Origin of the sequence: Chryseobacterium sp. SNU WT5, from assembly GCF_007362475.1 — a bacterium.
Lineage (GTDB): Bacteria > Bacteroidota > Bacteroidia > Flavobacteriales > Weeksellaceae > Kaistella.
Genome location: NZ_CP041687.1, coordinates 1,200,667 through 1,216,330 on the forward strand (window position 1 = coordinate 1,200,667; position 15,664 = coordinate 1,216,330).

Sequence of the window (15,664 nt, forward strand, 5' to 3'; positions counted from 1 at the left end):
TATTAAATATTAAAGTACGTGAATTTCAAGTGAATTTAACTAAATTTATTGGAGGATCTCTCTGTAAATCTCATCAAATTTCCTGGCAATTACCTCAATCGAAAAATGCTTTTCTACAAATTCATGTAACAACTCGGGCTTTTTAAAAATCACCTGATTTAATAAGACTTTCTTCATTGCCTGATACAATTCTTCCTCAGAATTATCGATTAAAACACCCCTATCTTTATTTACGATTTCAGGAATACCGCCTACTCTGGCAGCTATTGCCGGAGTTCCAGACGATAAAGTTTCCAGCAGGACGCACGGAAGGTTCTCATAATCGCTGAATAAAATAAAACAAGTGCTGTTTCTCATTTTAGTTGCAACTTCATTTAAAGTTAGCATGGAAAAAGTTTTAATAAAGGAGCTTGCATTATTTTCATCAATTAAATGATTTAACTTTTCTATGTTCCCATCGCCACCAATATGTAGTTCAAAATTTTGATTGATCTGCCTTAATTTTACGGCCGCGAGAATGATTTTATCCGGATTTTTTACTGGAACTAAATTAGAAATATGCAGAAAAATAAAATTTTCTGGAATGCTTGATTTCACTTGAAATAACTTTATATCGACTACATTTCCAACCACTCGAAAATTCGTTTTCCAATTCATCTTCATTAAATCATCGCGAAGATATTTACTTACAGGCAAAACAAATGAAGCGTTATTAGCAATTAATTTAGCAATTAACCGCTCATTATTTGAAAGTTTCTGACGATTGATTCCTAAAAAACCTGACCAATGTTCAGTAACTAAAAATGGGATTTTAAATATCTTCTTTAAATAAACTGCAAAAAGCATCGAATTTTGTAAAACATTTGCATGAATCAAATCCGGTTTTTCTAAATGCTTAAAACCTCTTTGATAAGCTTTCATTCTACGCAAAAAATTCAAAAAGGGAATCTTAGTATTTTTATAATAAATAATTAAAGTTCTTACGCCATTGATAACCTGATCATCAAAAAGATAATTGATTTGCTGAGATGAATCGCCGATGGCGTGCAGGACTTCTACATCGTGTAAAAGTGAGACTGCTTCTGCATGACGTTGAACAAAATTTCCGCTGGTGGGTTCCAATTTATTAGGAAACCAGGATGAAATAAAAAGAATTTTGTAACGCATTAGAATACTTAATAAACAAAAATACAATTTTAATCAGCAGTTACAAAAAACCCTTTCAGTCTAAAATTGAAAGGGTTTATGTTTTAAAGTTTCTATTTTTTAATCAACGTAAATTCCTGCCCAACTTCGACGTAGCGGTAAAAGAAAATCACTCAAAAATGCCACATAAGTGTTCTTAGAAAAGTCGAAAACTTCAATATCTGTAGATACCGTTCCTGCTTTTAAACCTTGTCTAAAATCCTGCAGTTTCATTGTTTTTACTTCCCCATTCTCGACAAACGTAGCTTTCATCCGGTCGAATAAACCAAGATCGAATTCCTGATCGATCTCTCTCATTACGCCACCAAGGGAATCAATGGAGCATCCTGAAGCAGCCTCCTTGTCTTCATCTACACAAACTACTATAAACTGATTTTTTTCAATTTTAAATGAAGATGATAATGGTTTACCGTGAGCTGCCCACGTCGCCAAGAAATCATATAGCTTTTCAGTAATAACCTTACTCTCTTTTGGTGTAAAAGGTCGCGATGCAGGATAGATAATCACTCTGTAATCATCAGTTTCTACAATATTTGTTTCGTCGATTTTCATGTTTTAATATTTTTAAGGGCTATCGCACCGACAAGAATAATACAAATGTTACTAGCAACCCTAATCCATGCTGTCCCTCCATTTTCAAAACAAATTAATTCATATACGTTAAAAAGTAAAAGAAAACCTCCTGCTATGGTTAAAGTTAAAGCTACATTCTTTCTCATTTACAAATCGTCTGCTTCTGCTAAAAGCTCGGCAATATCTTTTACTGCTACTTCGTCATTTTTATTAAAATGTTTTACACCATCGGTAATCATTGTACTGCAAAACGGGCAACCGGTTGCAATAATATTGGGTTTTTCTGCTAATGCTTCTTCTGTCCTTTCGATGTTGATGTCTTTATCGCCCTTTTCAGGCTCTTTAAACATTTGTGCTCCTCCTGCTCCGCAACATAATCCACTGGATTTACAGCGTTTCATCTCTACCAATTCAGAGTCTAATTTCTGCAAAAGCTGACGGGGTGCTTCGTATTCTCCGTTTCCTCTTCCTAAATAACACGGATCATGAAAAGTAATTTTCTTTCCTTTAAAGGTTCCGCCTTCTATTTTAAGACGGCCCTCTTCCATTAATTTGCGAAGGAATTGCGTATGATGCATTACTTCATAATTTCCACCTAATCCCGGATATTCATTTTTAATGATATTGAAACAATGTGGACAGGCAGTAACAATTTTCTTTACGCCGTAACCGTTCATAATTTCGATATTCGTATGCGCCATCATTTGAAAGATGAATTCGTTTCCTGCACGTTTTGCAGGATCGCCATTACAGGATTCTTCCTGACCAAGCACCGCAAATTCCACTCCAACTTTATGTAAAATTTTACAAAGCGCTTTCGTAACTTTTTTTGCCCGATCATCAAAACTACCCATACAGCCTACGAAAAATAAAACTTCGGGTACTTTTCCTTCGGCAGCATATTCTGCCATTGTTTTTATCGTGAATTCCATCTTTTAATTACCAGTTTACAATGGGACAATTTTAATCATTGTTCCATGGTTTGATTAATACAATCTTAATTTAATTCTCATTTGCCCACTTCAGTCGGTCGGCTTGATTATACTGCCACGGAGCGGCGTTGTTTTCGATATTGGACATCATCTGATTAAGTTCCTGTGGTGCCGCTGACTGCTCCATCACTAGAAATCGTCTCATTTCTACAATGATAGAAAGTGGATCAATCAAAATAGGACAAGCTTCTACACAAGCATTACAAGTAGTACAAGCCCAAAGTTCTTCCCTTTGGATATGATCGTCTAACAACATTTTACCGTCATCTACAAATTTTCCGTTTTTATTAATGTTCTTTCCAACTTCTTCAATACGGTCACGAGTGTCCATCATAATTTTTCTCGGAGATAATTTCTTACCCGTAATATTTGCAGGACAAACAGCTGTACATCGTCCACACTCTGTACAAGAATAAGCGTTCATTAACTGAACTTTATTTAAATCAAAAATATCACTTGCTCCAAATTTTTCTGGAACTGCATTGGGATCTGCCTCCGGCTGTGCTGCGTAAGGATCGGCATTTGGATCCATCATTAATTTAATTTCAGCGGTAACTGAATCTAAATTATTAAACTGACCTTTTGGTTTTAGGTTAGCATACCAAGTGTTTGGAAAAGCTAAAAGAATATGAAGGTGTTTTGAGTAATAAAGGTAATTCATGAAAAATAGAATACCAATAAAGTGAAACCACCAAGCTCCCCTTTCTGTAAATATCAATGCGTTATCACTAAAATTTTGAAAGACAGGTCCTAATAGATTAGATGAAATAGGAAAACTACCATGCGTTTCTAAAATTTGCCTTTGCTGTAAAACCCAATCAGAAGAGTTCATCGTGAAAAATGCTATCATCAAAGCAAATTCAATAATAAGAATCCAGTTCGCATCATGTTTTGGCCAACCAAAGAGCTCTTTCATCGTGAATCGTTTGATTCCATAGAAGTTTCTTCTGATAAAGAACAGTACTACTGCGATAATTACCAAAAGTGCTAATACTTCGAGAATAGCGGTGAAAACATTATAAAAGGAATCTCCCAAAATAACCGCTAAAAAACGGTGTGTTCCAAAAATACCATCAATAATGATTTCAACCAATTCTATATTAATAATGACAAAACCAACGTAAACCAAAATATGTAAAAATCCTGCCACAGGCCTTTTTACCATCTTACTTTGTCCCAATGCTACTCGAGACATGGTTTCCCATCTTTTTGCTTTTTGGTCTGAACGGTCGATATTTTTGCCCAACTGGATATTGCGGTAGATTTCCTTTAAACTTTTAAAGAAAATTCCGAATCCCACGACCATGGCAATGAAAAAAATAATATTGTCAATATATTCCATATTGAGAGTGTTTTTAGTCTTTAGTATTTTTACCGAAAACCGAGAAGTTAAGATATCTTTTCGGATTGGTTTTTAAATCTTCTACAAGAATATTTAAATTCTCCGCAGTTTTATTAAGATTCTGGTAAAGTTCTTCATCTTGCGTTAATTTACCAAGACTTCCTTTCCCATTCTGTATGCCAGAAATAACACCACTCAGTTGATCAGCCGTTATGCTTAGTTTATCGATGGTATTATTCAACTTCTTTACATCAACTTCATCTGCAACTCTACCGTACTTATCAATAGCAGTTTTTGCACTTATCGTAGCAAGATTTGCATTATCAAGCATCTTTTGAATCCGCGGATCATTATTGCTGAGCAATGCATTTGTCTGTCTGGATGTTCCTTCGAAGGAGGCTACAGTTCTATTCAAATTACTTAATAATGTGCGAATCTCCGCGCGGTTTTGATCATCAAATATCTTATTGGCATTATTTGTCAAGGAGTCTACCCTTTTCAAAACAACTTGTAACTGGTCTTTCACAGGTCCAACCTGAGAAGAAATATTGTTCAACATAGACAGTTGAAATTGTCCAGACAAAGTATCTCCATCCTTAGCCATAGGCTTACCGTACTCTAAATTGACCCGCATTTCTTTTCCTGACATTAAACCTGGTTCGAAAATTTCTAAATGGGATTTCTTCGAAAACTCAAAATTATCATCTATTATAACTTTGACTACGAAATGGATTTTACCATCTTTCTCGGTAACTGGAATAATCTTATCAACCTGCCCAACTTTCAGACCGTTAATAGATACTGGATTAGATGCTGCTAAACCTTCAACGTTATCAAATTTTGCATAGAAGATATTGTCGGTTGTAAAAAGACTTTTCCCCTTCATAAACTGGAATAAGAATACGAAGCCAATAATGGCTAAAAGTGCGATAAGTCCTGCTTTTATTTCTTTTGTGAATTTCACTTTTAATACAATTTTAATCAACAAATATAATACATTTTAAATAAACAGCTGATAAAACCGCAGTTGCTTTCAACAAAAAAAGCGACTCGCAAGTCGCTTTTATAAGGTTGTAATTAAGCAATTACTGCTGTGCAGATTGATTATAAATTTCAATTCTGTGATCTTTGATTTTTGCGTTGTCCTGTAAGCTTTTCAAAAATGCCTGACCGAACTGCTGAGAATTTTGTCCTGCAATTGCATCTGTCATTTGCTTGACATCTCCAGGTTGCTTATTAATTGTTTCAGATTTCTTAAGGACAACATAAACACCAGTCATTCCCTCAACAGGATTAGAAAGTTTGTTTTTTGCTACTCCGAAAGCTGCTCCACTCACTCTAGGCTCCATCGCACCATTTACTTGTGGATTTAATAAATTAACCTTTGCAGACTGTTTAGTAACGCCGAACATTTTTGCAACCTGATCTAAACTGGTTGCTTTTGCAGCAGTTATTTTATCAGCTATTTGTTTTGCTAATAATTTATTCTTAATAATCGGTTCAATTTGCTCTCTTACTGATTCCGGATCAGCTGTTCCTGCATCCTGAATACCGTTTACAAAAGCGACGATACGATCACCTGTCCCTTCTACTGCAAATATATCAGTATCTCCTTTTTTAGTTTTCTTGTTAAACGCCCACGCGATTACTTCCTCATCCTTGTCAGTTCCTAATCCAGGAATTTGACCTTGGAAACGACCAATCTCTTTCGGATTAGTGAAGTTGTAATTGTTTTTCTTTGCAATATTTGCAAAATCGTTGAAACTCTTACCTTGAACCTGTTGAATAAACTTGGTTGCTTTGGTGTAAATTTCATTTTCAGTTTTATCAGAAGGCTTAACTGCTTTCACTAAGTTAGCAACCTTATAAGTCATTGCTCCCGCTTTTTTGTCTTCAATATTGATAACGTGGTATCCAAATTGAGTTTCAACAACTGAAGTGGCTCCTTTACCATTTGTTGCTAGAAAGTTTAAATACTCAGGAACAAAAGGAGTTTCCGGAGTCGTCCAACCAACACTTCCGCCTTGTGCTGCTGAGTTAGGATCCGCCGAATATTTCAAAAATTCTGTAAATTTCGATGGATCAGCTTTAATAACATTCCCAATTGAGTCTGCTAATTTTTTAGCTGCCTCTTTTGTTCTGGTTTCTTTCTCACCAGCTTGATTTCCTTTGTAAGTCACTAAAATATGACGGGAAAGTGTAGAATCAGATGGTTTTTTATCTAAAAGTTTTGAAACTACTAAATAATTCTGCTCTTTGTATGGTCCGAAAGTCGTCCCGACAGCTGCACCTAAAACCTTATCTTTAATAGACGGAGGAAGTTGATTCGCTGCAAAATATTGAGGATTGTAAGGTAGATCCGAATTCAACGCAATGAACATCGAGTCATTCTTTGTCGTCTGGAAACTTTCGTTTTCACTTAAATCACTTCCCGTTGTAAATAATTTATTAATTTCCTTCTGTGCTGCTGCTTCGTCGTCCGCACTTGGTGCAGCTGGAAAAAATACCAGACCAAGATTTCTGCTCGCATCTCTTTTAAACATGATTGGATGCGCTTTTACATAATCCGCTAAGTCTTTCGTCGTTACTTTAATCGGATTCTTTTTAGCATATGCATCATAATCAATTTTCACAAAGTCGATATCTGCTACTTGATCTCTTTGTTTGAGGATTTCTTCAACTTCTTTTTTGCTAACCGTAACACCTGTTGTTACATTAGCAAAAAGCTGACGGGCCATCATTCTATATTCAATAGCTTTTCTGGTTTTCATCCAATTGTTATACATTTCTACATTAGTCCCTTTCAATTCTTCGACTTGCTTCTTGATTTCCTGTACTTTGAAATTTCCTTTTTCGTCAAAATTATCTTTGTTCTGAGCAAACATAGGATCGAACTGCAATTGATTCCAAAACATATCTTCTGTTAAGGTAAGTCCCATTTTCTCAAACTGTTGTTTGATCAATTTAGACTGGATCAACATTTGCCATGCCTGTTCCTCCAAACCTTTTGTTGGCTGTCCCTGCTGCTGGGCTTGCTGCTGAAGTATGAAAAGCTGATCATCAAAATCTTCTTTCGAAATTTCGTCACCATTTACTTTTCCATAAACACTCGGTTCCGCCCCGAATAATTTTTCGAGACTATCAGGGTTTACCACAAATGCAAGCATTGCTACTGCGATAATTCCCATTAAAAGCCAAGGTCTGTTTCTAATTTCTCCTAAAATTGCCATCGTTTTTGTATAATTTTATCAGTTTGCGAAAATACACATTTTTAACAGATTAGAAAAAAAATTGACTACTTATTTAGCCATCAAGCTTTGGCTATGGCAATTTTGTCTAAATTTTCAAGTGGCACAATGCTTGTCAAATTAGACAAGCCTTTCTATAAGTAGTACTTTCTCGGGAGATTGTACCATAAAATTGATTATCCTTTAAAAAAAATGACAAATTGTCATTCAACTATATTATGACAGAATTAGAAGACATGAACTTTGACGAAATATTAGAAGACGGATTCAGCATGGTAGCGGAAGAAATAAACATTGAGGACTTTACCAATGAAGATGTTAATAACGAGCAAAAAATTTTTCCTATTCTTCCAGTGAGGAATATGGTGATGTTTCCCAAGGTAATTATACCGATTACAGCAGGAAGGGAAATGTCGATTAAACTACTGGAGGAAGCTCAAAAAAACAATGAATTTATAGGGATTCTCAGCCAAAACAATTCCAGTATTGAAAATCCCACGGAAAACGATTTATTTCAAATTGGTACGATTGCGAAGATTATTAAAATCATTAAATTGCCAGAAGGTAATATAACCGCTATTACAAGAGGCTTCCAACGTTTTAAAATTAAAGGTTTTACAGATTCTCGACCTTATTTTAAAGCAGAAATTACGAAGCTTAAAGATGTTGGAACAAAAAAGAAAGAAGAGTATGAGGCTTTATTAGAAAACATTAAAGATCTGGCGTTAAAAATCATCGACATCGATCCAAACATCCCTAATGCAGCAAGTTTTGCTATTAAAAACATAAGCGATCATGAAGACCTGTTGAACTTCATTTGTTCCAATGCCAACTTTTTATCGAATCAAAAGCAAAAGCTTCTTGAAGAAAAAAGCTTGATGATTCGTGCTGAGAAATGCTACACATTAATGCATGATGAATTCCGAAAACTGGAATTAAGAAGTCAGATCCATCAAAAAACCTCTAAAGACCTCGACAAACAGCAGAAAGAATATTTCCTCAACCAACAAATTCGGACTATTCAGGAAGAGCTAGGTGGTGGGCCAGAATCTGATGTTGAAGAATTACTGGAAAAAGCTAAAAAAATAAAATGGAATCCCGAGGTAGAAGATCATTTCACCAAAGAAATTAATCGTCTGCAACGGCAAAATCCAAACTCTCCAGATTATAATGTACAGCGGAATTATTTAGATTTTTTCACCGATTTACCTTGGGGTAAATACTCAAAAGATGTATTTGACATTATAAAAGCCGAAAAAGTTTTAGATAAAGCTCACTATGGTTTAGAAGATATCAAAAAGAGAATTCTGGAACATATGGCGGTTCTAAAATTAAAAAACAATATGAAATCTCCGATTTTATGCTTAGTTGGCCCTCCTGGTGTTGGAAAAACATCTTTGGGAAAATCCGTTGCTGATGCACTGGGCAGAAAATACGTTCGCGTTTCCTTAGGTGGGCTTCATGATGAATCAGAGATACGAGGACACCGAAAAACCTATATTGGTGCTATGGCAGGGCGAATTTTACAGTCTATTAAAAAATCAGGCACCTCAAATCCAGTTATTGTTTTAGATGAAATTGATAAAATTGGACAGGGAATTCACGGCGACCCAAGTTCTGCATTACTAGAGGTTCTTGATCCCGAACAAAATAATTCCTTCTATGATAACTTTTTAGAATTAGGCTATGACCTGTCGAAAGTGATGTTTATCGCTACTGCAAACTCTCTTACAGAAGTACAAAGACCACTTCTTGATCGTATGGAGATTATCGAAATCGCAGGCTACACTTTAGAGGAAAAAGTAGAGATTGCGAAACGACATTTAATTAAAAAACAACTGGAAGAAAATGGTTTAGAAGCGAAAGCTTTCAAACTGGGCAATGCCGAACTTAAGCATATTGTTGATGCACACACTTCAGAAAGTGGCGTTCGAGGGTTAGAAAAACAAATTGCGTCTATCGCAAGATGGGTAGCATTACAAACCGCAATGGAAAAGCCATACAACCCTAAAATCACGGTTGAAAAAGTTGATGAAATTATTGGAGTTCCCCGTCCAAAAAATTTCTCAGAAATTACAAGTGTTCCTGGTGTGGTTACTGGTTTAGCTTGGACTCAAGTTGGCGGAGATATTCTTTTCATTGAAAGCATATTAAGTGAAGGCAAAGGAAATCTGACCATGACTGGAAATCTGGGAAATGTAATGAAAGAATCTGCAACGATTGCGGTAGAATATATTAAAGCCAAACACGAGGAACTAGGGATTTCGGCAGAAGACATTCAGAAATATAATATTCACGTCCACGTTCCGGAAGGAGCAACCCCGAAAGATGGTCCTTCAGCCGGAATTGCAATGCTGACTTCTATTGTATCAAGTTTTAAAAATAAAAAAGTAAAATCGCATTTGGCAATGACCGGGGAAATTACTTTGAGAGGAAAAGTTCTTCCTGTAGGAGGAATAAAAGAAAAACTTCTGGCCGCTGCAAGAGCGGGAATTAAGGAGATTATCTTATGTGAAGCAAATCGAAAAGATGTAGAGGAAATAAAAAAGGATTACCTTAAAACTCTGAAGGTTAATTATGTGCAGCGAATGAGTGAAGTCATCGATCTGGCACTGGAATAAAATTTAATTATAAAAACGCTTCAATTTTTTGAAGCGTTTTTTTTGTATTGAAAACCTCTTTTTGCTTTACTTTGTATTATGAAAGAAATAAAATTACCATTTGTTCTTCGCTTAGCTTTGATACTCGTAAGTATCTTAGCTTTGGGATACTTAGCAAAAATAGGCAAGGGTGTTTTGGCGCCGTTATTTTTTGCTGCCTTGATGGCACTTTTATTTCTACCGTTTACAAATTTTTTAGAAAGAAAGTTGCGTTTCTCCAGAACCATTTCAACATTTTCTTCTCTATTCGTCATGTTGATGTTTCTTTTCGGACTCGTTTACTTCTTTTCAACACAAATGAGTGATTTTGTAAATGACTTTCCGGTGTTGAAAGCGCAGGTAACAAAATCTTTTAATGATCTCCAGATTTGGGTTTCCAGAAACTTTCATTTGAATATGAATAGCCAAATGGACTATATCAACCAGGGGTTAGAGAAACTTCTTTCATCTACCGCAGTTATCTTAGGGTTCACTGTTTCTATGTTTTCCTCAACGATGGCATTTTTCATTTTCAGTGCGCTATTTTTTATCTTTATTCTTAATTATCGCCGTGTTCTGTACCAGTTCGTTATTTCAATTTTCCGTAATGAACATTTTGAAAAAGTGAACGAGGGCATTATGGAAATTCAAAAAATAATCAAAGACTATATTTCTGGTTTATTCATACAGATTATTATTGTGAGCATCTTAACAAGTATATTACTTTCCGTCTTAGGTGTAAAATATGCCATTCTTCTTGCAGTATTAACCGGGTTACTCAATGTAATTCCGTATATCGGCATTATCTTTTCTGGTTTGATTGCATGTTTAATTTCGTTTGCAACTGGTGGAAATCACACGCTGCTGGTACTAGTAGGATATCTTGTAATTCACACAATAGATGCCAACATTACACTTCCGCTTGTCGTGGGATCTAAGGTGAAAATTAATGCATTGTTTACTTTCATAGGACTATTAATTGGTGAAGAATTATGGGGAATTTCCGGAATGTTTTTAAGTATTCCTTTTTTAGCCATTTTGAAAATTATATTCGAACGTGTGGAAGGTTTACAACCCTGGGGCAAAGTTTTAGGAGAAGATACTAAGATCATTAAACGCCGTAAAAAGTATAAAATCACGAAGAATATCACACTTGAAGAAAAAGAGTAACTACATAAAGCACTTATTATCAATTTCTTAAATTGAAAAATCGTTTTACAAGAACTATAACACGTATTTACAAACTTTACAAACGATTCATACGGACATTTGATTCTATTAATCAATAAAAAACACCGTTATGAAAACGCAAAATTTCTCCATCTTACTTGGATCGCTTATGTTAGGCACCATCTTTTCCTGTAATAAAACGGAAGGTTCGGCAACCTATGACCAAGTTAATGCAATCGATCAAACAACAACTGCCGAGATTTCAGATAGTATTTCCACAGTTGCTTCTCTACAAGTAAAAGACAAACAATTCATCAAATCCGCAGAAGTAAACATGGAAGTAAAAGATGTTTATGACGCAACTGTTTTTATTGAAAAATCATTAAAAAATCTAGGTGGATTTGTCACTAAAAGCCAATTACATTCACAAACTATTTCCGAAGAAACCTTCGCTATTTCCGATGAAAATGCGATGCTGGTCCGAAAATTTCAGACAGAAAATGATATGGAAGTTCGAGTTCCAACTGAAAAACTGGGCGATTTTCTGCAACTGATCAATGATAAAAAAGTATTTTTAAATTCACGCGTTATCTTAGCCGAAGATGTGACCGCTAACATAAAATTTGCAAAATTAGAAGAGGTTAGAGTTGCAAAAACCGGAAGCAACATCACGAAACTTAATCATGATAAAGCGAAAGTAATTTTGACTGATGATAATGATAGCGAAGGGAACCATCAAAAAATAACTTCTTTCGAAATGCAAGATCAATTAAAATACAGCAATGTTCACATTTCTTTAAAAGAACCGCAGCTAAGGATCACACAAATTGCAGTTACTAATGCCCAAAACTTAGACAACCAGTATAAAAATAATTTTTTATACGATGCAAAAAACAATGTAATAGAAGGTTTTTACCTCATCCAAAAAATAATGCTTGGTTTATTGAAAGTCTGGCCGTTGATTGTGATTGGCATTATAGCTACAATATTTTACAGAAGATCTAAATCGAAAGGTATTGTAAAATTCACAGAGAAAAATGACTGATTACCTACTTTACAATCACGAGAACGATCACTCATTTTAGAAATTTGGCCTTAACAATTATCTTTTTGCACAAGCTATCGTTCACTCAGAGCAAACGCTTTACAGAAAGCAGCTTATCTATTTGGTTAGGTATTACATAGCTTACTTGATCAAGTTGTAACTTAATGAACCTCTGGAAATTTTTCGGAGGTTTTATTTTTCCGTAAATTTGTCAGGATTCTGAATCTTAAATTAATTCTCTTAAAAAGATTTTAAAATGTTTCCTACGATAAATCCCACCCACACAACAGCTTGGAAAAATCTGAAAGAGCATTTTGGTCAAAATGAGTTCGACCTTCGTACATTATTTAAAGATAATCCTACGCGTTTTGAGCAGTTTTCGATTAAGAGACCTGAATATCTTTTTGATTTTTCTAAAAATTTATTGGACCAGAAAACATTTAACTTATTACAAGATTTAGCTAATGAATGCCAGCTTAAATCCGCAATTGAGGCAATGTTTTCGGGAGAGAAAATCAATAAAACTGAAGGACGAGCAGTTTTACACACTGCTTTAAGAGATTTTTCAGACAAAGAGATGTTCGTAGATGGGCAAAATATAAAACCTTCAATAAAAAAGGTTTTAAACCAAATGAAAACGTTCTCAGAAAAAGTCATTTCTGGACACCATACGGGATTTTCGGGACAACCAATTACAGATGTTGTGAATATTGGAATCGGAGGATCTGATTTAGGACCTGTAATGGTTTGCTCTGCACTGAAACATTTTAAAACCCGATTAAATATCCACTTCGTTTCTAACGTTGATGGCAATCAAATTGTAGAAGTGCTAAAAGACCTAAATCCTGCAACAACGCTTTTTATTATTGCATCCAAAACTTTTACAACACAGGAAACAATGACTAATGCAGAATCTGCTAAAGCGTGGTTTTTAAAAGAAGGCAGTAAAGAAAGTGTTTCTAAGCATTTCGTTGCATTATCAACGAATAGAGAAGCGGTGAAAGATTTTGGAATTGCAGACGAACATATTTTTGAATTTTGGGATTGGGTAGGTGGTCGATATTCCCTTTGGAGTGCGATTGGTCTAAGCATTGTTCTTGCAATTGGATATGAAAACTTTGAACAGTTGCTAAAGGGAGCCCACGAAACTGATGTCCATTTTCAAAATACCGATTTTAAAGAAAATATTCCCGTAGTAATGGCACTAACAGGAATTTGGTATCGTAATTTTTTCGGTGCAGAAACCTATGCGATTCTACCTTACTCTCAATACCTGAATCGTTTTCCAGCATATCTGCAACAAGGGGATATGGAAAGCAACGGAAAATCCGTTGACCGAAATGGCGAATTTGTAGACTATGAAACAGGACCCATCATTTGGGGTGAATCTGGAACTAATGGGCAGCATGCTTTTTATCAACTCATTCATCAAGGTACTGAGTTAATTCCCGCTGATTTTATCGCGTATTTAAAATCTTCTAATAAATTATCTGATCATCAAGAAATATTATTAGCTAATTTTTTTGCGCAAACAGAAGCTTTAGCATTTGGAAAAACCAAAGAAGAAGTTCGGGAGGAGCTAGAAAAAGATGGCCTTTCAAAACAAGAAATTGAAAAATTGACCAATTATAAAATATTCCACGGAAATACTCCAACAAACTCCTTGTTTTTTAATGAATTGACTCCCTTCTCATTAGGACAATTAATCGCACTTTATGAGCATAAAATCTTTGTACAGGGGGTTATCTGGAATATCTTCAGTTTTGATCAATTTGGAGTGGAATTAGGAAAAATTCTGGCAGGGAAAATCTTAAGTGAGTTAAAGAACTCAGAACAGAAAAGCCTTCATGATTCTTCTACGAACGGCTTACTCAGTTATTATCAACAGCAGAAATAAAATTAAAGTAATATAAAAATGGCACAAATTTTAGACGGACTAAAAGTTTCCAAAGAAATCAAAGAAGAAATTCGCCTTGAGGTAGTTAAAATTGTCGATCAGAAAAGAAGACCACCGCATTTGGTAGCAATTTTGGTTGGTAAAAATGGGGCAAGCATGACTTATGTCAACAACAAAATAAAAGATTGTGAGCAGGTAGGTTTTAAATCCTCACTCGTTGAATTCCCAAGTACTGTTTCAGAAGCCGAACTTTTAGAAAAAATTGATGAACTGAATAAGTCTAAAGGAGTGGATGGTTTTATCGTACAATTACCCTTGCCTAAACAAATTGACCAGGAGAAAATAATCATGGCAATTGACCCAAGAAAAGATGTGGATGGATTCCATCCTGAAAATTTTGGAAAAATGGCCTTGGAGATGGATACTTTTTTACCAGCAACTCCATTCGGGATTCTTACTTTATTGGAAAGATATGAAATCGATACAAAAGGTAAACACTGCGTGATCATTGGGAGAAGTAGAATCGTAGGAAAGCCGATGAGTATCTTAATGGGAAGAAAAGATTTTCCTGGAAATTCAACCGTTACTTTAACGCACTCTTACACGCCACATATCGAAGAATTTACAAAAAATGCAGACATTGTCATAACTGCATTAGGTGATCCAAACTTCCTTAAATCAAATATGATTAAAGAGGGTGCAATCATCATAGATGTAGGAATTACGCGCGTAGAAGATCAATCCCCAAAAGGATATACACTCGTTGGAGATGTAGATTTTGAAAGTTGCAAAGATAAAGCAAGTTGGATCACTCCCGTCCCGGGCGGTGTGGGGCCAATGACCAGAGCAATGCTTATGAAGAATACCCTTCTGGCATATAAAACTTCCGTATATAATGATTAAAGAAGAAGAAAATATTTTATTACAACAAGGTAAAATGCTCCCCGTTATGGAGCATTTTTACACCTTGCAAGGCGAAGGTGCACATACCGGAAAAGCCGCTTACTTCATACGTCTTGGTGGTTGCGATGTCGGCTGTCACTGGTGTGATGTAAAAGAAAGCTGGGATCCGAATTTACACCCGCTCATGAACACAGAAGAAATTGCAGAAACTGCAGCGAAATATTGCAAAACCATAGTTTTGACCGGTGGAGAGCCGTTGATGTGGAATCTAGACCTCTTAACACATAAGTTAAAAGAACTTGGCTGCGAAATCCATATCGAAACTTCCGGTGCTTATGAAATGAGCGGAACATTAGATTGGATAACGCTCTCTCCGAAGAAAACAGGTTTGCCTAAACCAGCAATTTATAAGAGAGCTAGCGAATTGAAAATGATTATTTTTAATAACAGCGATTTCAAGTTTGCCGAAGAGCAAGCCAGTAAAGTATCGGAAGACTGCGTTCTCTACTTACAAAGTGAATGGAGCAAACGAGAAGAAATGTATCCGAAAATTACCGATTTTATCCTAGCAAATCCGAAATGGCAGGCATCTGTGCAAACCCATAAATATTTGAATATCCCGTAAATAGAACCACATTTACAAGATCAA

At 35.5% G+C, this 15,664-nt stretch carries 12 protein-coding genes; 6 read left to right on the forward strand and 6 right to left on the reverse strand.

What is annotated here, in order from left to right:
• Window positions 1-45 precede the first annotated feature (45 nt).
• The 6 genes from FNJ88_RS05695 to FNJ88_RS05720 form a co-directional block, all read right to left on the reverse strand.
• Window positions 46-1,167, reverse strand: coding sequence for a glycosyltransferase family 4 protein (locus FNJ88_RS05695; RefSeq protein ID WP_143852260.1), 1,122 nt, complete (start codon window positions 1,165-1,167; stop codon window positions 46-48).
• 99 nt (window positions 1,168-1,266) lie between these two features.
• Window positions 1,267-1,758: a hypothetical protein gene (locus tag FNJ88_RS05700; protein ID WP_143852261.1), complete on the reverse strand. Its 492-nt coding sequence runs from the start codon at window positions 1,756-1,758 to the stop codon at window positions 1,267-1,269.
• Between the two features lie 167 nt (window positions 1,759-1,925).
• Entirely contained in the window at window positions 1,926-2,711 is a 786-nt protein-coding gene (locus tag FNJ88_RS05705) for a (Fe-S)-binding protein (RefSeq protein WP_143852262.1), read from the reverse strand.
• 70 nt (window positions 2,712-2,781) lie between these two features.
• A complete protein-coding gene (locus tag FNJ88_RS05710; RefSeq protein WP_143852263.1) occupies window positions 2,782-4,113 on the reverse strand; it encodes a 4Fe-4S dicluster domain-containing protein in 1,332 nt (443 codons plus the stop codon).
• 13 nt (window positions 4,114-4,126) lie between these two features.
• Window positions 4,127-5,077, reverse strand: a complete 951-nt coding sequence (locus tag FNJ88_RS05715) for an MlaD family protein (RefSeq protein ID WP_143852264.1) — start codon at window positions 5,075-5,077, stop codon at window positions 4,127-4,129.
• A gap of 121 nt (window positions 5,078-5,198) precedes the next feature.
• Complete coding sequence (locus tag FNJ88_RS05720; protein ID WP_143852265.1) at window positions 5,199-7,343, reverse strand: peptidylprolyl isomerase; 2,145 nt, start codon at window positions 7,341-7,343, stop codon at window positions 5,199-5,201.
• Between the two features lie 236 nt (window positions 7,344-7,579).
• Between FNJ88_RS05720 and lon the strand changes: the two genes are divergently transcribed.
• From lon to FNJ88_RS05750, 6 genes are all read left to right on the forward strand, one after another.
• Window positions 7,580-9,982: an endopeptidase La gene (gene lon, locus FNJ88_RS05725; protein ID WP_143852266.1), complete on the forward strand. Its 2,403-nt coding sequence runs from the start codon at window positions 7,580-7,582 to the stop codon at window positions 9,980-9,982.
• Window positions 9,983-10,060: 78 nt separating this feature from the next.
• Entirely contained in the window at window positions 10,061-11,170 is a 1,110-nt protein-coding gene (locus FNJ88_RS05730) for an AI-2E family transporter (RefSeq protein WP_143852267.1), read from the forward strand.
• 130 nt (window positions 11,171-11,300) lie between these two features.
• On the forward strand, window positions 11,301-12,215 hold the full coding sequence (locus tag FNJ88_RS05735; protein ID WP_143852268.1) for a DUF4349 domain-containing protein: 915 nt from the start codon (window positions 11,301-11,303) through the stop codon (window positions 12,213-12,215).
• A 256-nt stretch (window positions 12,216-12,471) separates the two neighbouring features.
• Window positions 12,472-14,112, forward strand: coding sequence for a glucose-6-phosphate isomerase (pgi, locus tag FNJ88_RS05740; protein ID WP_143852269.1), 1,641 nt, complete (start codon window positions 12,472-12,474; stop codon window positions 14,110-14,112).
• A gap of 18 nt (window positions 14,113-14,130) precedes the next feature.
• Window positions 14,131-15,015 carry a bifunctional 5,10-methylenetetrahydrofolate dehydrogenase/5,10-methenyltetrahydrofolate cyclohydrolase gene (locus FNJ88_RS05745; RefSeq protein ID WP_143852270.1) on the forward strand — a complete coding sequence of 295 codons (885 nt, stop codon included), beginning with the start codon at window positions 14,131-14,133 and terminating at the stop codon, window positions 15,013-15,015.
• A complete protein-coding gene (locus FNJ88_RS05750; protein ID WP_185145861.1) occupies window positions 15,008-15,640 on the forward strand; it encodes a 7-carboxy-7-deazaguanine synthase QueE in 633 nt (210 codons plus the stop codon). The genes FNJ88_RS05745 and FNJ88_RS05750 overlap by 8 nt, the downstream gene beginning before the upstream one ends.
• The last annotated feature ends 24 nt before the right edge of the window (window positions 15,641-15,664 follow it).

Excerpts from the sequence above, each read along its gene's own strand:
- pgi (WP_143852269.1), top strand. The coding sequence starts at position 12,472 with ATGTTTCCTACGATAAATCCCACCCACACAACAGCTTGGAAAAATCTG.
- FNJ88_RS05735 (WP_143852268.1), top strand. The coding sequence starts at position 11,301 with ATGAAAACGCAAAATTTCTCCATCTTACTTGGATCGCTTATGTTAGGC.
- FNJ88_RS05730 (WP_143852267.1), top strand. The coding sequence starts at position 10,061 with ATGAAAGAAATAAAATTACCATTTGTTCTTCGCTTAGCTTTGATACTC.
- FNJ88_RS05745 (WP_143852270.1), top strand. The coding sequence starts at position 14,131 with ATGGCACAAATTTTAGACGGACTAAAAGTTTCCAAAGAAATCAAAGAA.
- FNJ88_RS05720 (WP_143852265.1), bottom strand. The coding sequence starts at position 7,343 with ATGGCAATTTTAGGAGAAATTAGAAACAGACCTTGGCTTTTAATGGGA.
- FNJ88_RS05695 (WP_143852260.1), bottom strand. The coding sequence starts at position 1,167 with ATGCGTTACAAAATTCTTTTTATTTCATCCTGGTTTCCTAATAAATTG.
- FNJ88_RS05710 (WP_143852263.1), bottom strand. The coding sequence starts at position 4,113 with ATGGAATATATTGACAATATTATTTTTTTCATTGCCATGGTCGTGGGA.
- FNJ88_RS05700 (WP_143852261.1), bottom strand. The coding sequence starts at position 1,758 with ATGAAAATCGACGAAACAAATATTGTAGAAACTGATGATTACAGAGTG.
- FNJ88_RS05750 (WP_185145861.1), top strand. The coding sequence starts at position 15,008 with ATGATTAAAGAAGAAGAAAATATTTTATTACAACAAGGTAAAATGCTC.
- lon (WP_143852266.1), top strand. The coding sequence starts at position 7,580 with ATGACAGAATTAGAAGACATGAACTTTGACGAAATATTAGAAGACGGA.
- FNJ88_RS05705 (WP_143852262.1), bottom strand. The coding sequence starts at position 2,711 with ATGGAATTCACGATAAAAACAATGGCAGAATATGCTGCCGAAGGAAAA.